This window comes from Micromonospora sp. NPDC003776, assembly GCF_053605645.1.
The window spans coordinates 1-21,472 of record NZ_JBSGJR010000050.1; the positions used below are offsets into that span (position 1 = coordinate 1).

15 protein-coding genes and 3 pseudogenes are annotated in these 21,472 nt (G+C 65.2%); 12 read left to right on the forward strand and 6 right to left on the reverse strand.

What is annotated here, in order from left to right; genetic code table 11:
• The first annotated feature begins 54 nt into the window (after positions 1-54).
• The 8 genes from ACWEVO_RS07225 (at position 55) to ACWEVO_RS07260 (ending at position 11,844) form a co-directional block, all read left to right on the forward strand.
• Positions 55-993 (forward strand): hypothetical protein, encoded by a 939-nt coding sequence (locus ACWEVO_RS07225; RefSeq protein ID WP_452306685.1) that lies wholly within the window; start codon positions 55-57, stop codon positions 991-993.
• A 119-nt stretch (positions 994-1,112) separates the two neighbouring features.
• Entirely contained in the window at positions 1,113-3,074 is a 1,962-nt protein-coding gene (locus ACWEVO_RS07230; protein WP_452306686.1) for a type I restriction-modification system subunit M, read from the forward strand.
• The gene (locus ACWEVO_RS07235) at positions 3,071-4,327 is read left to right on the forward strand and encodes a restriction endonuclease subunit S (protein ID WP_452306687.1); all 1,257 of its coding nucleotides are present in this window, start codon (positions 3,071-3,073) and stop codon (positions 4,325-4,327) included. Before ACWEVO_RS07230 ends, ACWEVO_RS07235 begins: the two co-directional genes overlap by 4 nt.
• A complete protein-coding gene (locus tag ACWEVO_RS07240; protein WP_452306688.1) occupies positions 4,324-7,383 on the forward strand; it encodes a type I restriction endonuclease subunit R in 3,060 nt (1,019 codons plus the stop codon). The genes ACWEVO_RS07235 and ACWEVO_RS07240 overlap by 4 nt, the downstream gene beginning before the upstream one ends.
• Before the next feature lie 203 nt (positions 7,384-7,586).
• Entirely contained in the window at positions 7,587-8,333 is a 747-nt protein-coding gene (locus ACWEVO_RS07245) for a hypothetical protein (RefSeq protein WP_452306689.1), read from the forward strand.
• Between the two features lie 45 nt (positions 8,334-8,378).
• Complete coding sequence (locus tag ACWEVO_RS07250) at positions 8,379-9,983, forward strand: protein kinase domain-containing protein (protein WP_452306690.1); 1,605 nt, start codon at positions 8,379-8,381, stop codon at positions 9,981-9,983.
• Positions 9,980-11,131: a restriction system modified-DNA reader domain-containing protein gene (locus ACWEVO_RS07255; protein WP_452306691.1), complete on the forward strand. Its 1,152-nt coding sequence runs from the start codon at positions 9,980-9,982 to the stop codon at positions 11,129-11,131. Before ACWEVO_RS07250 ends, ACWEVO_RS07255 begins: the two co-directional genes overlap by 4 nt.
• An 8-nt stretch (positions 11,132-11,139) precedes the next feature.
• Complete coding sequence (locus tag ACWEVO_RS07260; protein WP_452306692.1) at positions 11,140-11,844, forward strand: DUF6308 family protein; 705 nt, start codon at positions 11,140-11,142, stop codon at positions 11,842-11,844.
• Here the strand turns inward: ACWEVO_RS07260 and ACWEVO_RS07265 are convergent.
• Positions 11,790-13,037: an IS110 family transposase gene (locus ACWEVO_RS07265; protein ID WP_452306693.1), complete on the reverse strand. Its 1,248-nt coding sequence runs from the start codon at positions 13,035-13,037 to the stop codon at positions 11,790-11,792. The genes ACWEVO_RS07260 and ACWEVO_RS07265 overlap by 55 nt on opposite strands.
• Before the next feature lie 318 nt (positions 13,038-13,355).
• On the opposite strand from ACWEVO_RS07265, the pseudogene ACWEVO_RS07270 reads away from it, so the two are divergent.
• Positions 13,356-13,608 (forward strand): annotated as a pseudogene (locus tag ACWEVO_RS07270) (transposase family protein); the annotation flags it as partial.
• 16 nt (positions 13,609-13,624) lie between these two features.
• Here ACWEVO_RS07270 and ACWEVO_RS07275 read toward each other — a convergent pair.
• The 3 genes from ACWEVO_RS07275 to ACWEVO_RS07285 form a co-directional block, all read right to left on the reverse strand.
• Entirely contained in the window at positions 13,625-14,605 is a 981-nt protein-coding gene (locus tag ACWEVO_RS07275) for a hypothetical protein (RefSeq protein WP_452306694.1), read from the reverse strand.
• The gene (locus tag ACWEVO_RS07280; protein ID WP_452306695.1) at positions 14,602-16,044 is read right to left on the reverse strand and encodes an AAA family ATPase; all 1,443 of its coding nucleotides are present in this window, start codon (positions 16,042-16,044) and stop codon (positions 14,602-14,604) included. Before ACWEVO_RS07280 ends, ACWEVO_RS07275 begins: the two co-directional genes overlap by 4 nt.
• Positions 16,045-16,291: 247 nt before the next feature.
• Complete coding sequence (locus ACWEVO_RS07285) at positions 16,292-16,678, reverse strand: immunity protein Imm33 domain-containing protein (RefSeq protein WP_452306696.1); 387 nt, start codon at positions 16,676-16,678, stop codon at positions 16,292-16,294.
• Between the two features lie 40 nt (positions 16,679-16,718).
• Between ACWEVO_RS07285 and ACWEVO_RS07290 the strand changes: the two are divergent.
• Positions 16,719-16,937, forward strand: a pseudogene (locus tag ACWEVO_RS07290) (transposase); the annotation flags it as partial.
• A 154-nt stretch (positions 16,938-17,091) separates the two neighbouring features.
• Here the strand turns inward: ACWEVO_RS07290 and ACWEVO_RS07295 are convergent.
• Positions 17,092-18,063, reverse strand: coding sequence for a pentapeptide repeat-containing protein (locus tag ACWEVO_RS07295; RefSeq protein WP_452306697.1), 972 nt, complete (start codon positions 18,061-18,063; stop codon positions 17,092-17,094).
• A 423-nt stretch (positions 18,064-18,486) separates the two neighbouring features.
• On the opposite strand from ACWEVO_RS07295, the gene ACWEVO_RS07300 reads away from it, so the two are divergent.
• Positions 18,487-19,698 carry a helix-turn-helix domain-containing protein gene (locus tag ACWEVO_RS07300; RefSeq protein WP_452306698.1) on the forward strand — a complete coding sequence of 404 codons (1,212 nt, stop codon included), beginning with the start codon at positions 18,487-18,489 and terminating at the stop codon, positions 19,696-19,698.
• A gap of 131 nt (positions 19,699-19,829) precedes the next feature.
• A complete protein-coding gene (locus tag ACWEVO_RS07305) occupies positions 19,830-21,185 on the forward strand; it encodes an IS4 family transposase (protein WP_452306699.1) in 1,356 nt (451 codons plus the stop codon).
• A 61-nt stretch (positions 21,186-21,246) separates the two neighbouring features.
• Here the strand turns inward: ACWEVO_RS07305 and ACWEVO_RS07310 are convergent.
• Positions 21,247-21,472: pseudogene (locus ACWEVO_RS07310) on the reverse strand (IS982 family transposase); the annotation flags it as partial.

The window sequence follows — 21,472 nt, forward strand, 5'->3', positions numbered from 1 at the left end:
AGCCGGTCGCGCCAGTCGTCCGGCTCGTAGAAGCTGAACGTCAGACTGGCCTGCGTGTGGGTGCTGCGGCGGCCCGCGCCCGACGCGCCGCCACCCGCGCGGACCCTGCTGGTCGACGCCGCCACCGGCGACTACTCGCGGATCCTCGACACCTGGCAGGCCTTCACCGCCACCCCCGACAACGAGCTCGAGGAGGCCGGCTTCGCCCGGGCCGTCCCGGTGATCGAGCTGCTCGACGAGGAGGTTGACCTCACCCCCGCGCGCCGCCAACCCGCCGTCGGGGGCGAGGCCACCGGAGAGCATCTGGTACGCACCAGAGAGCGCCTCGCCGCCATCGTCGGCGACTTGCCGGGGCTGATGCCGCAGGTGACGCCCGCGCCCGAGGGGCCGGACGGGGAGTTCCTGACGGTGGGGGAGCTGGCCCGGGCCGGCGCGCTGCAACTGATCGGCCCGATCCGCGCCGCGTCAACCGAGGGCGGCGAGCCGTCGGCGGGGGGGCCGCCGGTGCTGACCGTGCAGGACGTGCTGAGCGGCGAAGGCCCCTCCGGCCGGGACGACGGCCGGCTCGGGCAGGAGATCCGGTTGGCGGTCGGAGACGTGGTCGTGCCGATGATCGCGCGGCAGCTCACCGCCCGGGTGGTGACCACCGAGGGGGCACTGCTGGGGCGCAACCTCTACCTGCTGCGGCCGAACCCGGCGGCGCTGGACTCGTGGTTCCTGGCAGGGCAGTTGCGTACGTCGGCGAACGAGAAGCAGGCGTCGAGCCTGTCGGGGACGCTGCGCTTCGACATCCGGCGCGCGCAGGTGCGGCGAATGACGCTGGACGACCAGCGGGCGCACGGCGAGGCGTTCCGACGGCTCGACGCCTTCGAGTCGGCAATCCGACAGGCCGCGACCCTTGGCGCGGATCTGGTGCAGCTCACCGCCGACGGCCTGGCGCGCGGGGCGCTCCGCCCTGATCAACGATCGGCTCGGCGGAAGTCACCCAAGTAAGGGCTACCGGCCCCTCCCTCCGCTGACAGATTGGACGACGATCCGCCCCGGGAGGGGGGCTACAACGATGCAGGGGCAGCAGCCATACTGCTTGACTTAAGGCAATCGAAAGGAACCTGGTGAGCACCAAGCACCAAGAGCTGGCGAACTTCATCTGGTCGGTGGCCGACCTGCTCCGCGGCGACTACAAGCAGTCCGAGTACGGACGAGTGATACTCCCGCTGACCGTGCTGCGGCGCCTCGACTGCGTACTCGAACCGACGAAGGACGCGGTGCTCGCCAGGCACAAGCACCTCAAGGACCTGGGTGTGCAGAACGTGGACCCGGTGCTGCGCAAGGCCGCCGGGCTGTCGTTCTACAACACCAGCGAAATGTCCTTCCGTAAGCTCCTCGGCGACCAGGACCACGTCGCCCTGAACCTGCGCGGCTACATCGGCGGCTTCTCGCCCGGTGCCGTCGACGTGCTGGACAAGTACGGCTTCGACACCCAGATCAGCCGGCTTGCCGAGGCCGGGCTGCTCTACCAGGTGGTCGCCAAGTTCGCCGACATCGACCTGCACCCGGACGTGGTCTCGAACCACCAGATGGGCTACGTCTTCGAGGAGCTGATCCGCCGCTTCTCCGAAATCAGCAACGAGACCGCCGGTGAGCACTTCACCCCCCGCGAGGTCATCAAGCTAATGGTCAACCTGCTCCTCGCCCCCGACGAGGACGACCTGGTCACCCCCGGCATTGTCCGCAAGGTCTACGACCCGGCCTGCGGCACCGGCGGCATGCTCACCGAGGCCCAGGAGCACATCCAGGCCCACAACGCGCACGCCACCGTCGAGGTGTACGGGCAGGAGCTCAACGGCGAGACGTACGCGATCTGCCGGTCGGACATGATGCTCAAGGGCGGCGACCCTACGAAGATCGCCTTCGGCAACTCGTTCAGCCAGGACGGCCACGAAGGCGAGCGCTTCGACTACATGCTCGCCAACCCTCCGTTCGGCGTGGAGTGGAAGAAGGTTGCTCCATTCATTCAGGTTGAGGCGGCCCGCGGACACGCCGGCCGGTTCGGTGCCGGCCTGCCCCGGATCAACGACGGGTCGCTGCTCTTCCTCCAGCACATGATCTCCAAGATGAAGCGCCCCGAGGACGGTGGCAGCCGCCTGGCGATCGTCTTCAACGGTTCGCCGCTCTTTACCGGCGCCGCCGGATCGGGGGAGTCGGAGATCCGCCGCTGGATCCTGGAGAACGACCTGCTCGAAGGCATCGTCGCGCTGCCGGACCAGCTCTTCTACAACACCGGCATCTCCACCTACTTCTGGATCCTCACCAACCGGAAGGACCCGGCCCGCCGGCGGAAGGTCGTGCTGCTCGACGGCCGCGACTACTGGACCAAAATGCGCAAGAGCCTCGGCGACAAGCGCAAGATGCTCACCGACGAGCACATCGACGAGCTGACCAAGCTGTACGTGGAGGCGCTGTCCATCGCGGACGACCCGGAGCACCCGCAGCACGCCAAGGTGAAGGTCTTCAAGACCACCGACTTCGGCTACCAACGCATCACCGTCGAGCGCCCACTCCGGCTGCGCTTCGAGGTCACCGAGGAGGCTATCGCGCTGCTCGCCGAGGCGAAGGCGGTCCTCAAGCACGCCGAGCGGGAGTCGCTACTGGCGGCGGCGAAGTCGCTGATCGGGCTGAAGTCTGGGACCCGTGCTCAGTTCGCGATGAAGCTGAACGGGCTGGGGAAGCTGCCGGCGGCGGTGGAGAAGGCCTTGTGGGAGGCGTTCTCGGTCAGCGACCCGGAGGGGGAGGTGCAGACCGACCGCAAGGGTAACCCGCTGCCGGACCCCGACCTGCGGGACAACGAGAACATGCCACTCGACGAGGACATCCACGACTACCTCAGGCGCGAGGTGCTCCCACACACATCTGATGCCTGGATCGACGACACAAAGACCAAGATCGGGTACGAGATCCCCTTCACGCGGCACTTCTACGTCTACACGCCGCCGCGTCCTCTCGGTGAGATTGACTCTGAAATGAAGGCGTTGGAGGCAGAAATCCAATCCCTGCTCTCGGAGGTTACTCGATGACTCTTGAGCAGAGCATGCCCCTGCGACGCATCTTCCGAGTTGTAAATGGTGGCACTCCAACAGCGGAGAACGAGAACTGGGATGGCCCAATCCCATGGGCGACGCCAATCGACGTCGGTGCCGCTGATCGCACAATTTCTCGAACTCAGCGCACCCTTACATTCCTGGGTGCGCGAACTGGATCCAGGATCGTGCCTGCAGGCTCGCTTGTCCTGTCTACGCGGGCACCGATCGGCTATGTCGCAATGGCCGGTACTGAATTGGCTTTCAATCAGGGCTGTCGGGCGCTTGTGCCGACCGTTCCACTCGATATCCGTTTTTTTTACTACCAACTATCGGCCGCTGCAGCCCGGCTTCAATCTCTTGGTCAAGGAAGCACCTTTCAAGAGTTGTCGTCCGATGCGCTCGCCAACTTTATCGTGCACGTTCCCGAGTTAGAGGAGCAGAGGTGCCTTGCCGACTTCCTCGACGCCGAACTCAATCGCCTGGATGCCCTTGAGAAAGCCCGCCGGAGGCAGAGGGAACTCCTCGTCGAGCGGTGGCGGACCGAGGTGATTGGGCTTGTCACGAGTGGCACAGATGATCGAGCGAATGTCCGGGCAGTGGGGCACCCGGCATTCGACGCACTTCCTACTACCTGGGATATGCTGCCATTGAAGCGGCGCTGGCGAATCATAGATTGCAAACACCGCACCCCTGCCTATGTTGCCGATGGTTATCCCGTTGTGAGTCCAGGAGACGTTACGCCAGGTCGCCTTGACTTGACCCGGGCTCATCGATTTGTCGGTGAGGATGATTTCCGTGATCTCGCTGACGATCTGCGGCGGCCCCGTCGAGGGGATATCGTCTACAGTCGGAATGCCTCCGTTGGTATTGCTGCATATGTTGATACTGACGAGCCATTCACGATGGGTCAGGATGTTTGCCGTATCACAAGTCGTGATCAGAATCAGCTCTACTTGACGCACGTCTTGAATAGCGTGGCAACGCCGCAACTCGAGCAGATGCAAATTGGAAGCACTTTTTCGCGGGTGAATATTGGCGCTCTTCTAGAGTTGCAGGTGCCATGTCCGCCCCGTCCTGAGCAGGACAGGATTGTGGCCCGCTTGGACGAGAGACAGCGGCAGGTCGACAACCTACGCCGTTTGCTGACCGAGCAGATCGCTCTGATGGCGGAGCGGCGCCAGGCACTGATCACGGCGGCGACAACGGGGCAGATTGATGTGCGAACGGCGCGGGGGACCGACGAATGAGACCGGTGCATCGAGAGCAGACGTTCGAGGCGGCAATCGGGGGTGCCCTGCTCGGCTCGGGGTGGCGGCGCGGGGCGGCCAGCACCTACGACCGGCAGCTCGGGCTGGACACGGCCGAGTTGTTCGCATTCATCGGCGCGACCCAGTCTGACGAGTGGGCGAAGCTGCTCGCGTACCACGGGAACAACCCCGACGAGGCGCAGCGGCACTTCGCCCAGTACCTGGCCAAGCAGATCGACGAGCTCGGCCCTCTTCACGTCCTCCGTCGAGGCGTCAAGGACAAGGGTGTCCTGATCCGGCTCGCCTACTTCAAGCCCGCCCACGCGATCACCGACGACGCGCTAAAGCTCTACCGTGCCAACCGCCTCACCGTCACCCGCCAGCTCGCCTACTCGACGAGCAGCAACAACACCCTCGACCTGGTCCTCTTCGTCAACGGGATCCCGCTCGCCACTGCTGAGCTGAAGAACCCCCTGACCGGCCAGACCGTCGAGGACGCCAAGGAGCAGTACCGCAAGACTCGCGACTCGAAGGAACTGCTCTTCGCCCGGCGTACCCTCGTGCACTTCGCCGTGGATCCCGACCTCGTCTTCGTGACGACGAAGCTGGCGGGCGACAAGACCCGGTTCCTGCCCTTCAACACTGGCTCCGAGGGGCCCGGCGTCTCCGGTGGCGCCGGCAACCCGCCGGCGGGCGCTTCCGGTTACCGCAGCTCCTATCTCTGGGAGCAAATCTGGCACCCGGACACCTGGATGGACCTGGTCCGGCGGTTCCTGCACACCGACAAGGAATCGCGGACCTTGATCTTCCCGCGCTATCACCAATGGCACGCGGTCACCCAGCTCACTGATCACGCCGCCCGCAACGGCTCCGGCCACAACTACCTGGTCATGCACTCGGCTGGGTCTGGCAAGTCGAACACCATCGCCTGGCTGGCGCACCGGCTCTCCAGCCTGCACACCGCGCCCGCCCTTGACGAGGACGCGCGGGCCAAGGGGCTGCGCCCCAACGAGCCGGTCTTCGACAAGGTCATCATCATCACCGACCGGGTGGTGCTCGACCGGCAGTTGCAGGACACCGTCTTCCAGTTCGAGCACGTGCCCGGCGTGGTGCAGCGAATCGACAAGGACTCCGCCCAGCTCGCCACCGCCCTCAAAGGTGAGGCCGCGAAGATCATCATCACCACGATGCAGAAGTTCCCCTACATCCTCAGCCAGGTGCAGGGGCTCAAGGGCAAGCGGTTCGCGGTCATCGTCGACGAGGCGCACTCGTCGCAGTCCGGCGACTCGGCCGCCGCACTGAAGAAGGTGCTGCTCAAGCTCGGCAGCGACGACGTGGACGAGTCGGGCGACCTGCTCACCGCGTCGGCCCTCGCACGCGGCCGGCACGAGACGCTGTCGTACTTCGCGTTCACCGCCACACCGAAGCCGAAGACCCTCGAGCTGTTCGGCACGCCGCACCCGGTCACGGGCAATCCGCAGCCGTTTCACACGTACTCGATGCGACAGGCCATCGAGGAGGGCTTCATCCTCGATGTGCTGCGCAACTACCTGACCTACAAGGCGTACTGGAAACTGGCCAACGCCAACCCCGACGACCCGGAGGTCGACCCGAAGAAGGCCGGCGCCCAGCTTGCCCGCTTCGCCAGCCTGCACCCCACCATGCAGGCCCAGAAGGCGGAGATCATCGTCGAGCACTTCCGCAAGCACACCGGGCCGCGCCTCGGCGGCCGGGCCAAGGCCATGGTGGTCACCGGCTCCCGCGAGGCCGCCGTCCGCCTACACACCGCCATCAAGAAGTACGTCGAGATGCAGGGCTACGTCGGCTGCGACTCTCTGGTTGCCTTCTCCGGCGACCTGGAGGTCGACGGCGTCGAGCACACCGAGGCGCGGATCAACGGGTTCAGCGAGGGCGAGCTGCCCGAGAAGTTCGCCTACACGGCCGCCGACGACAAGTACGCCGGCACGCCCAAGGCCAAGCAGGACACCGAGTACAAGATCCTGGTCGTCGCCGAGAAGTACCAGACCGGCTTCGACCAGCCGCTGCTCACCACGATGTACGTGGACAAGCTGCTCAAGAGCGTCGCCGCGGTGCAGACACTCTCCCGGCTCAACCGCACCCACCCGCTCAAGGCCCAGGGCGACGTCTTCGTCCTCGACTTCGTCAACGAGGCCGGCGACATCGCCGAACAGTTCAAGCCGTACTTCGAAACCGCCGCCACCACCCCCACCGACCCCAACCTGCTCTACACCGCCCAGAATGCGGTGACCGGCTACCCGGTCCTCGTCGACTCCGAGATGCAGGCGTACGCCGAGGCGCTGCTCGCGGCGGAGCACAAGGCGACCAGCGACACCGCCCTCCAGCGCGCGCACGCCTCCCTCTACCGCTTCACCGAGCCGGCCGTGCAGCGCTTCAAGGCCCTGGTCGACGAGGACCAAGAGGCCGCAGACGACTTCCGGTCCGCCCTGCGCGACTACACCCGCATGTACGCGTTCCTCAGCCAGATCGTCCCCTACCAGGACTCCGACCTGGAACGGTTGTACCTATACGGGCGGGCGCTGCTCAACCGTTTGCCGCGCCGGCAGGACCCGTCCGTCGACATCGGCGAGGTGCAGTTGACCCACCTGAGGGTCAGCAAGACCGGGGAGCACGACGCGTCCCTGTCGCCTGAGGGCGAGCAGATGCTGCCCGGCTTCGTCGGCGGGGGAGCAGGCCGCCAACATGACCCCGAGAAGGTGGCGTTGTCCGAGCTGATCGACGTCTTCAACGACAAGTTCGGCATTGGGCTGGGCGAGGCTGACAAGGTCTGGGTCGAGCAGCAGATCGTCGCCCTGGCCGAGGACGGCACCCTCGAAGCCGCCGCCATGGTCAACGACGAGAGCAACTTCGGCGTGGTCTGCGACAAGCGCATCGAGGACGTGATCCTGTCCCGCCACGACGACAACGGCAAGCTCATGCAGCGCTACCTCGACGACGAGAACCTGCGCTCACAGCTCAACCAGTTCGCGCGCCGCCAGGCGTACCAGATGATCCGCCGCCGCAAGGGCATCGCCTGAGCGACCAGCCGGCAGTGAATACGTCGGCCGCACCCGATCACGAAAGGCGATCCATCCCCTTGGACTCGTCAGAACAGTCGTTCCATCTGTGGATCGCGAGTGACGCACAGACGACCGCGGTCGCGCTCACCTCGGTGGGGGTGAGCGGTCGTGCTCGCGTGCAACGGTGGGGCAGTGTCACCGATGCCAGCCCGGAAGCTCCGATGACATCGGACGCGGCGAATGGCCGAGCCACCAAGCAGATCATGCTCATCGCGGTGGTCGCCGGTGGCCTTTGTATGGTGGGCGGCAGCCGGTACGCGGCGATCATTGTGAGCGGTGCCCTTGTGCTCGGAGCCGCGGCCATCGTCGGCTCGGTCCTTGCCGAGCGGCCGGCCAGAGTGAGGATGCCGGATCTCAAAGGCTTCCCTGAGATCCACCGCGTGCTGACCACGCCACAGGAACAGCGGTCTTTTCGGGCATTGGTCGGTTTGGCGGAGCGAGTGGGCCGCACCCTTCCCGCACTAGACGAACTCGTGGATCCCAACGAGGCAGGCGAGTTGTTGGCGCAAGCCCTGTGGGACGGCGCGAAGAGCCTGGCCCGCAAGCAGGAGATCCGGGCGGTGCGCGATGAGCTGGGGCGCCATGAGGACCATGTCTCTGACGATTCCAGCCGTTCGCAACGCGACTTCGTGCATCAGCGGCAGCAGGCCAAGGCGCTATGGAAGGAGGTCAACGGCGACCTCGCGAAACTCGTCGCCCATTTGACGGCCGCGGCTGAGTCCGGGGAGGCGTACATCAGGGATCGCGAGCTGGACGACACCCTGCAACGTACCGAGAAGGCACTTGCCGAGCTCTCTGCCGACCTGATGTCCGGCCCGTCAGCGGCGAGCGAGCAGCTCGCCGACGAGACGACCGCAGTGCTCGACGCCTATCGGGGACTGAACGACTTGTACGGTGGCAAGTACTAGCGGGATCGATGTTCGCAACTGATTGCGACGCAGGGTGGGGGCTTGATGCGCGCGCAGGAACGTGTCGCCGACCGGTACGAGCTGACGTACCCGCTCGGTCACGGCGGCATGGGGGAGGTGTGGGCCGGGTTCGACGAGAAGCTCGACAGGCCCATCGCCATCAAGTTCCTCCGTAAGCTCGCCATCCCTGAAGGCGAGCGGGAGAACGCGGTCGAACGCTTCATGCGGGAGGCCCGGGTCACCGCTCGACTCGACCACCCGGGCGTGCCGAGCGTCCACGATGTCGGGTACCACGGTGACGACATCTACATCGTCATGCAGCTCGTACCGGGCATCGTCCTCGCCGATCTGATCGCCGAACGCGGCCAGCTCGCTGTGCCGTGGGCCGCGGCGATCGGTGCGCAAATCTGCTCGGTGCTGGCCGTCGCGCACGCCGCCTCCCTGGTGCACCGCGACCTCAAGCCGCAGAACCTCATGGTCACTCCCACCGGTTCGGTCAAGGTCTTGGACTTCGGTGTGGCCGCCCTGCTCGGCCCGGACGTACCGCGACTGACCGCCACCAGCCACACTCTCGGCACTCCCACCTACATGGCTCCGGAACAGGCGCTCAACAGCACCGTCGGGCCGAGAGCGGACCTCTATGCGCTGGGCTGCGTTCTGTTCGAACTGCTGACCGGCAACCCGCCATACCGAGCCGAAACGGCGCTCGGCCTGCTGCACCGGCACATGAACGATCCGATCCCCTCGGTGGCCGAGCATCGGGCCGGCGTTCCCGACAACCTCGTGATTCTCGTCGCGCGCATGCTTGCCAAGGACCCGCAGGACCGCCCCAGCTCGGCCGCCGAGGTGTACGAGATCCTCGCGCCGCTCGGCATCGTCGAACCCGCCATCGCCCAAGATTTGGCGCTGACGGTCGCTGACGGCCAGTCAATCGACCCCACGATGCCGCACCGGTATCCCTTCGGCCCGCTGCCCCCGCGTACGCCGCCGCCGACCCGGATCGACATCGTTCGGCCCCGCGTTGCCCCAGAGCTCATCGAACCGCCCTCGCTCGACGAGCTGGCCGAGGTGGAGGCACGTGCCTGGGAGCTCGCCGAGGAGGAGCGGTTCACCCAAGCAGCCGAACTGCTCGAAACCGCGCTGCGCCCGGCCAGGAAGGGGCACGCCGCCAAGCAGCCGAGGGTCCTGGAACTACGGCTTCACCTGGCCAACCTCTACGTCCTCGCCGGTGCCTTCCGGCAGGCGCTGGCCGAGTTTCAGCGGCTCATACCCGATCTGGCGCAACGTCCGACCCCCGATCAGGAGCTGATCTGGCAGTGCCGGCAGCAGGCGGCGATGTGCCAGGCCGAGCTGGGAGAGGCGACCGAGGCCCTCCGTGAGCTGGAAGCGCTGCTGGCCGAGGGACAGCGGACAACGTCCCCGGAGTCTCCCGAGCTGTTCGCGTTGCGGCAACAGATTGCCATGCTCGCTGCCGGCGTCGGCGACGTGGCCGCCGCCCGAAACAAACTGACTGAGCTGCTCCGGGACGTCGACGCCAGGTACGGACCGCAATCGCCTGCAGCGGCGGAGATTAAAGCGTTGCTGGTTCATCTCGATCGCCTGGAGGAAGGCGTTCCAAACGAGAAGAGCGAAGGGCGTGAGGGGCGATGAGCGTGTTCGAACTTGAAGACACGGTCAAGCAGTGCGTCGAGCGAGCGGCGCGGTTCCGCCGGCAACAACAGCGCATCGGCGAGCAGAACACCAAGGCCGGGTTGATTGAGCCGGTCATCGGGGCCCTCGGGTGGGACTTGTTCGATCCTGACGAGGTGCACCGCGAGTACCGGCGGCGCGGTGCGGACAACCCCGTCGACTACGCTCTGCTGCTGCTCCGCACTCCACGATTGTTCATCGAAGCAAAAGGGCTCGGAGAGAACCTCGACGACCCGAGATGGGCCAATCAGACCGTCGCCTACGCCACGGCCGCGGGGGTTGAATGGGTGGCGTTGACGGACGGCTCGGAGTGGCGCGTCTACAACGCTCACGCGCCTGTACCCATCGAACACAAGCTGTTCCGGGCGGTCCGCCTAGAAGACGACACCGACGCTGCCGTCGAGCTGTTGTCACTGCTCAGCAAGGACAACATGCGGGACAACCGGATCGAAGAGTTGTGGAAGGGGTACTTCGTCGACCGGCAGGTGCATCGGGAACTGCAGGACCTCTTCGGCTCCGGTGAGCCGGCTGCGGAACTTGTGGCGATGCTTGACCGCCGTCTACCCAGACTGAGCCGGGACGAGATCCGATCCAGCCTCATCCGTGTTCGTGCCACCTTCGACTTCCCGTCGTCCGCCGCGCCCGGGACCGGAGTTGGCCCTACCACCCGCTTCACCGGCCCTGGCCTGCCGTTGGCAGAAAGCGTTCCTGCAGCGGTGGTGCCGCCACCACGGACATCGCCGATCGCGGGTGCGAGGAGCCGTACGCCCAAGCGGCAGGTCTCGGGCGCGGAACGCGCGACCAAGATGATCGACTTGCTCCGAGCCGGTCGGCTACGTCCGGGCAGCAAGCTTTACGCCAAGTATCTCGGCAAGCAGTTCGTCGCGGAGCTGCTCGCTGATGGAAGCATCCGGTATGGCGACCGCACTCTTGCCTCTCCCAGCGCCGCAGGTGAGGCGGTGAAGGTCGACGTGTACGGGCCTGAGATCACCGCCACGCGCCGGGCAACCGACGGGCTGGACTTCTGGTCGGCCGAGGACGCCTGCGTGGGTGATGTGGTGTCGCTGAAGGAGATTCGACGGCGTGTCGCGATCGGTGGTGGCGCATGAGGCGACCGTTGACCCTCGCCGAGATCCTAAAGGTTCTGGATGATCCTCGGTCAGTCCCCGACTTGCAGGCGTACTTCGGCGTTGATGGCGGTACACCTCGTACCGGCAGCCAGTTCGAACGACTGGGTGGCGGTGGGGGCCGCTCGGAGACCCGGGATGTCATCACTGCGGAGGACCTCATCGCGATCGAGCTGCTCAGCGTCCGGGTGCCTCCCCAGACGGCGCTCGACCTGCTGCAGGGACGGCTCGGACGGGACGTCTCGGCTCAGCTGGCGGGGATCCCGGTTGGCATTGGACTGAGCGCCGAAGGCGCTCTTGCCCTCGTCACAGAAGGTAGCCATGCGGACCGCGCTTGGCGTCTGCTCAGGAGGGCCGACGGCATCGGTTGGGTGATTGCGGGCAAACTCCTAGCGCGGAAGCGTCCGATGCTCGTACCCGTCTACGACGAGATCGTCGCGTGCGCGTTCGGGACCCGCAAGAAGTTCTGGCGCTGGCTGCACGACCGTCTCCGCCAAGACGATTGCGCGCTGGTGCAGCGGCTAACGGAACTCCGGACGCAGGCCGAATTGCCGGAGGAGATATCGGACTTGCGTGTTCTCGACCTGGTCTTCTGGATGCGGCATCGCAGCCAACACAAGACATCCGATGGGCGTAGCTGTCAAGCAGCGATGGTGGCTTCGACCGAGATCGGGAAGGCTGTCGTTTCTCGGTAGTGCTGCCGTGTGCTGAGGCAGTGGTGGAGGCATCCGAGGAAGCGGTTGAACAGGTGCCGGAAGGCGGCGGCGTGGCCGTCGCCGGCGGTGCGGCGGCGGTCGTAATGGGCTCGGGCGCCGGGTGACTGGTTGAGCGCGGATAGCCCCCAGGTGAAGCCGACTGCGGCGAGTCGGTCGTTCTTGATCCGGCGTTGGGAGACGACCAGACTGCGGCCGGAAGCACGCGTCACCGGGGCCGCGCCGGCGAAAGCTTTCAACGATCGCGCGTCGAAGAAGCGGGTTCGGTCGTCGCCGATCTCACCCAGTAGCCGGGCGCCGGCCTGGGTTGCGATGCCAGGGAAGCTGGTGATGATCTCGTAGTCCGGGTGCTGCTGGAACGCCGTCTCGACGGCCGCGGATAGATGGTCGATGCTCGCGCATTCCGTGGTGAGCGTGGCGAGCAGCCGCAGTGCCTGGATGCCCATCGCTTGCTCGACGAGCGGGGCCTGGCGCAGGTGGGGCCGGCGCAGGATCGCGTGAAGCTCGGCGGTGACCTGGTCGATGTTGCGGGAGCGGCCGGCCCGGCGCAGTGCGGCGGCGATACGGGCTTTGGACAGCGTGAGCGCTGCGGCGGGAGTCGGGGCGAGTTCGAGCAGGGCTCGGATCAGCGGGGTAGCGAGGCTCCCGCTGCGGTTGGCGGCCGCTTCGAGCATTGCTGGGTAGTACTCGCGCAGCAGCGACCGCAGCTCGTTGCTGGCTCGGGTGCGCCGCCACGTCGCGTCCTGGCAGGCACGAGCGAGGACCGCGATCGAGCGGGCGAGTTCGGTGTCGGCGGGCAGCGGCCGGTGCACCTGCATGTCCGTACGCAAGATGTTTGCCAGCACGACGGCGTCGGCGTGGTCGGATTTCTTTCCCGACGCTGAGTAGCGTTCCCGGTAGCGGGCGACGGCCATCGGGTTGATCGGGTAGATCGGGCGGCCGGTGGCGCGCAGCGCTGCGACCAGCAGGCCACGCGGGGTTTCGATCGCCACAGGGATCGGGCAGTCGCAGTCGTCGCCGGCTTCGGCCAGCATCGCCAGAAGCGTCTGGAAGCCCTCGACGGACTCGGTGATGCGGGCCTTGGCTACCAGAGTGCCGTTGTCGTCGACGAGCGCGATGTCGTGGTGCTTCTCGGCCCAGTCGATGCCGCAGGTGACCTTCAATATGTCCTCCATGCCGGGGGTCGGGCTGGTCCTTGCCCTGACCGGGATCGCGCGGCGCCCTAATGGAAAGGCTCGATGGCCTGACATCCGATGAGCCGTCCTTGATCCCAGCGACCGGCACGGCTCCCCGTCTTACGTCGAGGGCTCCTGGCCCCGGATGACCGAGGGATGTTCCGTGCTGGCGGGCTCGAACCACGGACGAATCCAAGCGGATCCGGCTTCACCGAATGGGTCGGGCCCTGCCGAAGCTCCCGCCTTGTGACGAGGCATCGAGTGCCGGGGATACCAAAGGAGTCGGGGCAAGAGCCCGACCCGCTCTGAACCCATTAGGGCTACCAAGGCGCCTCGAGGCAGCGTGCGCACACCGTTCAAGCGGCGCCGCTTCCGGCCAAAGCTGTCACGCCGGCAGAAGACGATCAACCGGGCGCACGCGAAAATCCCCGCTCGCGGCGAACGAGCCATCGCCACCCTCAAGACCTGGAAAATCCTGGCCAAACTGCGATGCTGCCCGCGCCGCACCACCGCGATCGTGCAGGCCATCCTCGTCCTGCACCACGTCGAAGCGAACCGCTACCCAGGATGAAAACGGCTCATTTAACTTAATCGTGCGGAGCAAGCGCTTCAACGCTTGTGCGTGGCCGCGGTCTGTAGTCGTGCGGCTCCTCAGTGCCAGCGAGACGGAGCAGCAACCTGCGGAAGAGCCCCTCCGCCGCTAGGTCATGAGCGTCCAGGCAGCCCAGCAACGTCAACTTGGCCGTTACGGGATTCCTCATGTCCTTGCGGTCGTCCTTCAATAGCTCGGAATGGAACTTTTCCAGGTAAAAGCAGAGAAAGCGAACGAAGTCATGCCCGTTAACCCATTTCCGTGGGTCGTCAGCAATGCGTTCTACGATCCTCTGATGGGCGGCTAACACCGCCTCCTTGCTGATTTGTCGCGCCTGAGGGTCGTTGGAAGCGGATATCGAGTCCTCCAGCAGTTTTGCTACATTTAGGGCTACCGTGCCGCCGCTTAGAGCGATGCGACGGTCTACCCGCGACACCAGTTTGAGGTCGGGAAGTTCGCGCCGCATCAGCCAACGAAGCACGAAAAGCGCCTGAAGGAGGGGAGTAATCGTCGAGAGAACCATGCGGGGTTTGAGTTCGTGTGGTGCCCGGAGGCAGACGAGTAGGAACTTACCAATTACGTGCTCGTTGAAGCAGTACATGTTGACGTCGGTGTAATCCGTTAGGAGCACGCTTTCTGCGGCGGCCGGCGGCGATTCCAAACTATGCCAGTAATCGGCGTCCGCGATGCAGGTAAAGGTTTTGTCGGCGCCCTTCTCAGAGAGCCGTCGAGCGACCGCTACCACCTTCCCCTTCTCGCCGAACTCCACTCCGTACTGACAAACGTCGAAATCTACTTCGACTCGATCGGAGACGGCGAAAACAGCTGCAGCCGTTTGCTGGCGCCTCAGGAACCATTCGATAAGGCCGGCGTCCGTTCTGCCTTCGACGTAAATCTCGTGCAGTCCAGCCTCTACCTCGTGCAAAGTAATGAGCTCATCGATTGTTCGCCGCGTGCCGTCACTGTCGTGAATCATTCGGTGGCCCTGAGCTGTGCGAGATACGGACGGTGTTTAGTGATGATCTCGATCGAGTGAGTTGCCATCATGAATTGGACGTTCGAGCCTTCTACAAGATCAAGCAGGGTCTGAACTAGGCGGCGCTGCCACTTTGCGTTCAGGCTGAGTTCGGGTTCGTCAATCATGAATAGCGTTGTCGCTTGCCGCGATAGGAGTGCGCGGCACAGGAGCAGGAGAAGTTGCCTCTCACCCGACGAGAGCCTGTGGGCGGGAATGGGAGTGTCGTCACTGCGAATTCTAATTCCGGCACGTGGTGTGAATATGACGAATTTGTCGTCGAAGTAGTCGTTCAAGTAATTGACAAATGTCCGTACGAGCTTCTCTGTGGGTTGGAGTGAGTCGAGACGTGCGTCTTGCCCTGTGATATAGGGATCGAGGATGTTTGCGACGAGTCCAAGTCTAGAGTTTGGAGTGTCGGCCAGCATTCGAAGCATCGACTCGCTATCGAAATGAGTGGTTAGGCCGAACTCGCTGAAGCGCTTGCTTCGTTGGTCTAGGTCGACAAGGCGACGACGTAAGGCCGCGATGTCCGGGAGTTCCTCCGGTTCGGTGACCTTTCCCAACTGAGTAAGGACCTCACGGTAAACCTCGTCGGCTCCACGGGCGCCTTGCGCCGCCCCGCTTAGGATTTGTTGCCTCAACCATTCGGTTGTCTGGCTGAGTGATGAAGTTAGTTCGGCAACGATCGGTACGCCCTCGTGATGCCGTCGGTCTCCCTCTGGGCGCCTCCGTCGTATGGGCTCGGAATCGTCCGAGTAAATCTTCCGGTCGTCACCCAACAGAATTGGCTTGACGCCAAGTTCTGTCAGAAAATCAAGGTAGTAGTCCGGTGCGTCAGGCAGGGCGAAAATCTCTTCTTGGACATTATCTGCCATGCTTAACTGCATGGCTAGTCGGTAGGCGTGCGACTCTTCGAACTCTTTCCGCCGTACGCGCTTCGTCTCTACTGGTACGACATTTCGCTGCGCCTCGATGTAATGGTATGCCTGCCTCACCAAGATTCTGCTCTTGCGCTTTACTGTAACGGTGTAGGACCCCGTAAGTCCGCTTTCCTTGTCTACGGAGATTTGAGTTCCGTCTCCTAGCTTCACTGCCATCTGGCGGAACGGGGTGCCGGCGAGGGCAGTTCGATGTCCTTGGTCCCCTGCTGGGGACAAGAGATGCAACAGCAAGCGAAGGACGGTAGTCTTTCCCGATCCGTTGGGACCGTACAAGAGCATTAGCGGTGGAGCGGTTGGGGCGCCGTCGGAGCCTGACGTGCTGATGCTGTAGGTATACCTGCCGAATAGCTCGCGAACGAAGACCTCGGCAACCAAGAATTCGGCCGAACGCGGCGCCTCTTCTTGCAATACCATGTTCGAATCCACCGGACACACCCATCGTTCGGCTCGTGACATACCGGGATAACACTAAGTCATCTTGGTTGCATGGGCTAGGCCCACAGTGCGATTAATGGCACCATCGTCCGACTGGGTATTCATGCTGTCTTGTCGCCGACAGGGACCTTGTCAAGCGATCTGCCGAGCGCGGAAGTGATGGGAGGGCGCGCGGAACTTGGAGAGCAACTGGGTGACCGTGAACCACTTCATTACATGATCGGCTACGGCTGACCTACCTGCGGGATTGGTGTGGCTCGTGCCGAGGTCAGACGTCGAGGAGAGTCTCGTCGTACCAGACGTCCTCGTAATCCGGTGCCAGCACCACGCCCCAACCTGGCGGAAGTGCAAGGTACGGCCCAAGCTCCGGGGCGTATTCGTCCAGGTGCTCAACATGCAAGGGTGCGAAGAACTTGTCGTCTTCCTGAGGGATCGCAGGGCCGCGCCACACGAACCACCCGTTGCTGCTGCCGGCGATCGGGTGGCGTAGGGCGTTGAGCGGCTCCAGCTCGCGTGGACGTGACGGTGCGAAGCCGACCGTCGTCTGCTGGCCGGGCGGCGATGGCTGGACCGCGAAGCGTCGGCACATGTCGCATTGCGCCGCCGACACGCGGAAGCCCGGCAGACGCCGACGCCAACTGACCATGTCGCCCATCATGTGAAGTCAAACCGGCAGCGGTCAATCGGAGTACGACACCGGACGGGTGCGCCGCCACCGCCTCCACCGAGGAGGCGACCGCGGCGCCAACCACGCCCTGCACACCATCGCCCTCTGCCGCATGCGCTACGACCCACGCACCCGCGCCTACCAGCAACGACGCACCAGCGAAGGCCTCAGCAAACAAGAGATCCTGCGCTGCCTGAAGCGCTACATCGTCCGCGACGTCTACACCGCCCTACGCGCCGACTTCGCCCTCCGTCCAACGCCGCACAGGTTAAAGATCAAGTTAGGCGCGAGGCGAGGCCGGGCCAACTACCAACGTGTCTAGTCGAGAAGCAAGCGGATTTGCAAACGCGATGCCGGAGTCATACCACTCACCCCCAGCGAATCACGGCCGTCGCGAACGGCTACAGACCGCCGACGTCGCGCCACCATCTCAGAGGAGCGTCGTCGAGCCCCCATCGCACGTTGTCGGCCGCGGCCTTGCGTTCAGAAAACCTCGGTGGTAGCAACTTCCACTCCTGAGGGCGGCAGTGAGCCTTGGACTCCTGATCGCGTGGGCTAACCACCCCGGGCGGCAACGTCGTGCCGAAGCCAATGCACGCGAACCGCACACTCTCAGTGGTCACGCCGTTTGCCTCGCCGACGTCTGCATTCCGAAGGTCTGCGTCAGCCAACTTCGCACCGGACAGCTCCGCCCCCCACAATTCGGCGCTTGCCAGGTCTGCGTAGCGCAAGTCCGCGTTCAGCAGGAACGCGGTGTTCAGGTTCGTGCCGCCGAGGTCTGAGCCAATCAGATTCGCCCCGCTCAGGCCCGTGGCGCTCAGGTCCGCCCCGCTCAAGTCCGCGCCGGACAGGTCCGCCCCGCTCAGGTCTACACCTCTCAGGCTCGCCCCATGCAGGTCTACACCTCTCAGGCTCGTATGGGAGAGGTCGATGTCGTCGCCGATTCCGATCCGGTCCCGATTGGCTTCACGGCGGCCGAGCACAGTCAGAGCGGCCTGGATGTCGACCGGGGGCGGAGGGGGAGTCGGCGGCTTTGCCAACTGACTCGGCGGACTGGGGCTCAGGTTGGGCGCGGGGGCGTGGACCCGAACGAAGGCGGCGAGCAGCTGGACGACAGCCGGATGGTCGACGGCAGAGTCCCGCATGATGCGTTCCAACGCGTAGATGGCACCGAGGCGAACATCGACCTTTTCCGGACCCGGCTGTCCCAGCTGCTCGACTGCTGTGGTGAACCGCTCGGTGATCTGCCCCTGCTCGGTGAGGCGCTGCTGCTCTCGGTTGGCCTCGTTCGTGATGTACAGCCCGATGCCGACGAAGAGCACCGAGACGAGGCTGCCGATCGCGAGCACTCGTTGCCAGGGGTCGTGCTTCACACTTGGCGGTCGGGCGGTGCGGGCACGAAGCCTCCGAGGGGCGAGCGTTGAGACCGGGCTGCTGGCAAACCGACGGCGGCGCGAACGCGGCGGAGTAGGCACAAGTCTATTTCACTTGATGCCCGCTACCCACTTTTGATCGAGCCGCGTGTGCGGCAGTAGCGCCGACAGCAACCGACCGGGACAAGGGCAGCCGCCGGCGGCCGATCACGGACAGCCGCCCGAGGTCGCAGACATGAACGGACCCCGCCGGACGGAGCGCCCAGAACTTACAAGCGAGGGGTCTAGGGACGTTCCTGCGCCGCCGTGGATCGCGGCGAGCCGGTGTGTGAGGGGTTATGAGGGCGCGGGCTGGTCGGTAGCGTTGGTGGGACGACGGCCCCGGGTGCCGATGGTGCATCCCGCGCTACGAGGAGGTTCGGGATGGATTCCTTGCCGGAACTGACCTTCGGGCAGCGGTTGAAGGTCTACCGGGAGCGGTCCGGGAAGACTCGCGCGGTGCTTGGTGGGTTGGTGGGCCGCAGCGCCGAGTGGGTCAAGGCGGTGGAGACGGACCGAATCCTGCCGCCGCGCATTCACATGCTCGATCGCATCGCGCGCGCGCTCAAGGTCGACGTGTCTGCCTTGGCCGGGGAACTGAGCGACCGGTCTGCCATGGTCAATGGGCCGGAGCATCCGGCGCTTGCGTCGGTACGGGACGCCGTCAACCGCTTCGTACTCTCCGACGAGGCTTGCGCGGAGTCGTTGACGAGCTTGAGAGAGCGGCTTGCGGTGGCATGGCGGGCGCGCCATCAGGCGTCCGATCACCGTACGGTGCTGGGCGGGTTGTTGCCGGGGCTGCTGCGCGACGTACAGCGCGCCGCGTTGGCGTACGAGGGTGACGAGCGCCGGCAGGCGCAGGCCCTGTTGGCGGAGACGCTCGGGCTGACCCAGATGTTCCTTGCTTACCAACCCGCCGCCGAGCTGTTGTGGCGGGTCGCGGATCGGGCGATGGTGGCGGCGCAGGAGTCTGGTGATCCGGAGGCGGTGGCATGCGCGGGATGGTTCCTGTGCCAGGTGCATCGGGACGCCGGTGACTGGGAAACCGCGATGGCGGTGACCCTGGACGTCCTGTCGGCTTTGGAGTCGCGGACAGCCGACGGAAACACGAACTTGCTGGCGCTTTGGGGTGCGCTGAACTTCGAGGCTGCCTACACCGCCGCTCGTGCTGGTGAGGAGGGCCGGGCTTGGCGGTACTGGGATCGCGCGGACCGAGTGGCGCAGCGCCTGCCGCAGGGCTTCTATCAGCCGCAGACATCGTTCTCCCGGGTCATCATGGGCGCTCACGCGGTGACCGTGGCGGTGGAGTTGCAGAAGTCCGGTGAGGCGGTGCGGCAGGCGCGCCGTCATGATTCGGCGGCGATCCCGTCGAGGCCGCGCCGGGCACGCCATCTCATCGAGGTCGCGCGGGCGCACTACGGCAAGGACGACAAGGAAGCGGCCGTGACGACCCTCCGCCAGGCTTACGAGTCGGCCCCGGAGACGATCCGCTTCAACGGGTACGCCCGCCAGATCACCTTGGACTTGCTCGATGGCCCACGTTCCACCCGTGTCGGCGCCCGCGACCTCGCGGTGAAGGTCGGGCTCCTCTCCTGATCTAGACGCAACGCCGTTCAGTTAGGCGTGGGCGTGGCTGGTCAAGGGGTGTGTTGATCAGGGTGTGAGAAGCGGGGTTCCGGTATCAAGGTTTGTCACTCCAAGACAACCCGAACCAGGAACCCCGCTCGGTGGATCAGATTGCCATAACACGGACGGTCACGGTAGCTGCCGGGCCGTTCGCAGCCGGTCATCTCGGTGAGTTGACCCGCCTTGTGCCGTTCGAGATGGTCGATGACGTGCTGGCCGCGACCCGGCGTACGCAGCGGCGGGTCCGCCTGTTGCCGGCCCGGGTCGTGGTGTATTTGTTGCTGGCCGGCTGTCTGTTCGCCGACCTCGGCTACCGGCAGGTGTGGGCGAAACTCGTCGCCGGCCTTTGTGGGCTGTCGGTGCCTGATCCCAGCGGCAGCGCGTTGCGGCAGGCCCGGCAACGACTCGGCCCGGCCCCGTTGCGGGCCTTGTTCGACCTGCTGCGCGGCCCGGCGGCCACCACTGCTGTCGCTGCGGTGTGGTGGCGGGGTCTGCTGCCGGTCGTTATCGACGGAACCGTCATCGCTGTCGCGGACTCGCCGGCCAACCTGCGTCGCTATGTCAAACAACGGTGCAACCACGGCGGCTCCGGCTACCCGATACTGCGGCTGAGCGCGCTACTGACGTGCGGCACCCGCTCGGTTATCGACGCCGTGTTCGACCCGAGCACCACGGGCGAGATCAGCCAAGCCCACCGGTTGACCCGCAGCCTACGCGCCGGAATGCTGCTGCTGGCCGACCGCAACTACGCCGCCGCCGACCTGATCACCACGTTCACCGCGACCGGAGCGGACCTGCTGATCCGCTGCAAAAACGGCCGCAAGCTGCCGCTGATCCACCGCTGTCACGACGGATCCTGGCTGTCGATCATCGGCGGCCAACACGTCCGCGTCATCGAGGCCCGCATCAGCATCACCACCACCGCCGGCAACCACACCAGCGACTACCGGCTGATCACCACCCTGCTCGACCCACGTCGCTACCCAGCCGACGACCTCGTCCGCCTCTACCACCAGCGATGGGAAATCGAGACCGCCTACCTGGAACTCAAGTCCACCATCCTCGGCGGCCGGGTCCTACGCGCCCGCACCCCCGACGGCATCGACCAGGAGATCCACGCCCTGCTGATCATCTACCAGGTGCTCCGCACCGCCATGGTCGACGCCACCGACAACAGGCCCGGCCTCGACCCGGACCGGGCCAGCTTCACCACCGCCCTGCACGCCGCCCGCGACCAGGTCGTCCACGCCGCCGGCGTCATCGCCGACACCGTCATCGACCTGGTCGGCGCCATCGGTGAACGCGTCCTGACGAACCTGCTGCCCGATCGACGCATCCGGATCAAGGCCCGCATGATCAAACGCTCGAACTCCAAGTACCAAGCCCGCGGACCGCGGATCGACCGCCGCACCTACAAAGCCACCACCAGCATCAACGTCATCACCAGCGACCCTTGACGAACCCGCCACCGCCCTAACTGAACGGCGTTGGATCTAGACGAGTAAGTCCTAACCCTGATCAGTGGTCGTAGGCGGTCAAGGATCGGGTGACGGGTTGGCCGGTACTGCGGTTGTGCCAGATGGCGGCGGTCAGGGCCAGGATGCGCTGGGTGATGTGCGGCGCCGACGCCTTCGATGCTGCGGCCGCCGTGTAGTTCCAGGTCGAGTTGGCCTTTCAGGGTGTCGTTGACCGACTCGATGAGCTGCCGGATCGGTTTGAGTAGGTGTTCGTCGGGGCGTGGGGT

Coding starts and splice junctions, on each gene's coding strand:
- ACWEVO_RS07235 (WP_452306687.1), top strand. CDS start 3,071: ATGACTCTTGAGCAGAGCATGCCCCTGCGACGCATCTTCCGAGTTGTA.
- ACWEVO_RS07240 (WP_452306688.1), top strand. CDS start 4,324: ATGAGACCGGTGCATCGAGAGCAGACGTTCGAGGCGGCAATCGGGGGT.
- ACWEVO_RS07245 (WP_452306689.1), top strand. CDS start 7,587: ATGACATCGGACGCGGCGAATGGCCGAGCCACCAAGCAGATCATGCTC.
- ACWEVO_RS07250 (WP_452306690.1), top strand. CDS start 8,379: ATGCGCGCGCAGGAACGTGTCGCCGACCGGTACGAGCTGACGTACCCG.
- ACWEVO_RS07255 (WP_452306691.1), top strand. CDS start 9,980: ATGAGCGTGTTCGAACTTGAAGACACGGTCAAGCAGTGCGTCGAGCGA.
- ACWEVO_RS07265 (WP_452306693.1), bottom strand. CDS start 13,037: ATGGAGGACATATTGAAGGTCACCTGCGGCATCGACTGGGCCGAGAAG.
- ACWEVO_RS07275 (WP_452306694.1), bottom strand. CDS start 14,605: ATGATTCACGACAGTGACGGCACGCGGCGAACAATCGATGAGCTCATT.
- ACWEVO_RS07280 (WP_452306695.1), bottom strand. CDS start 16,044: ATGTCACGAGCCGAACGATGGGTGTGTCCGGTGGATTCGAACATGGTA.
- ACWEVO_RS07285 (WP_452306696.1), bottom strand. CDS start 16,678: ATGGGCGACATGGTCAGTTGGCGTCGGCGTCTGCCGGGCTTCCGCGTG.
- ACWEVO_RS07300 (WP_452306698.1), top strand. CDS start 18,487: ATGGATTCCTTGCCGGAACTGACCTTCGGGCAGCGGTTGAAGGTCTAC.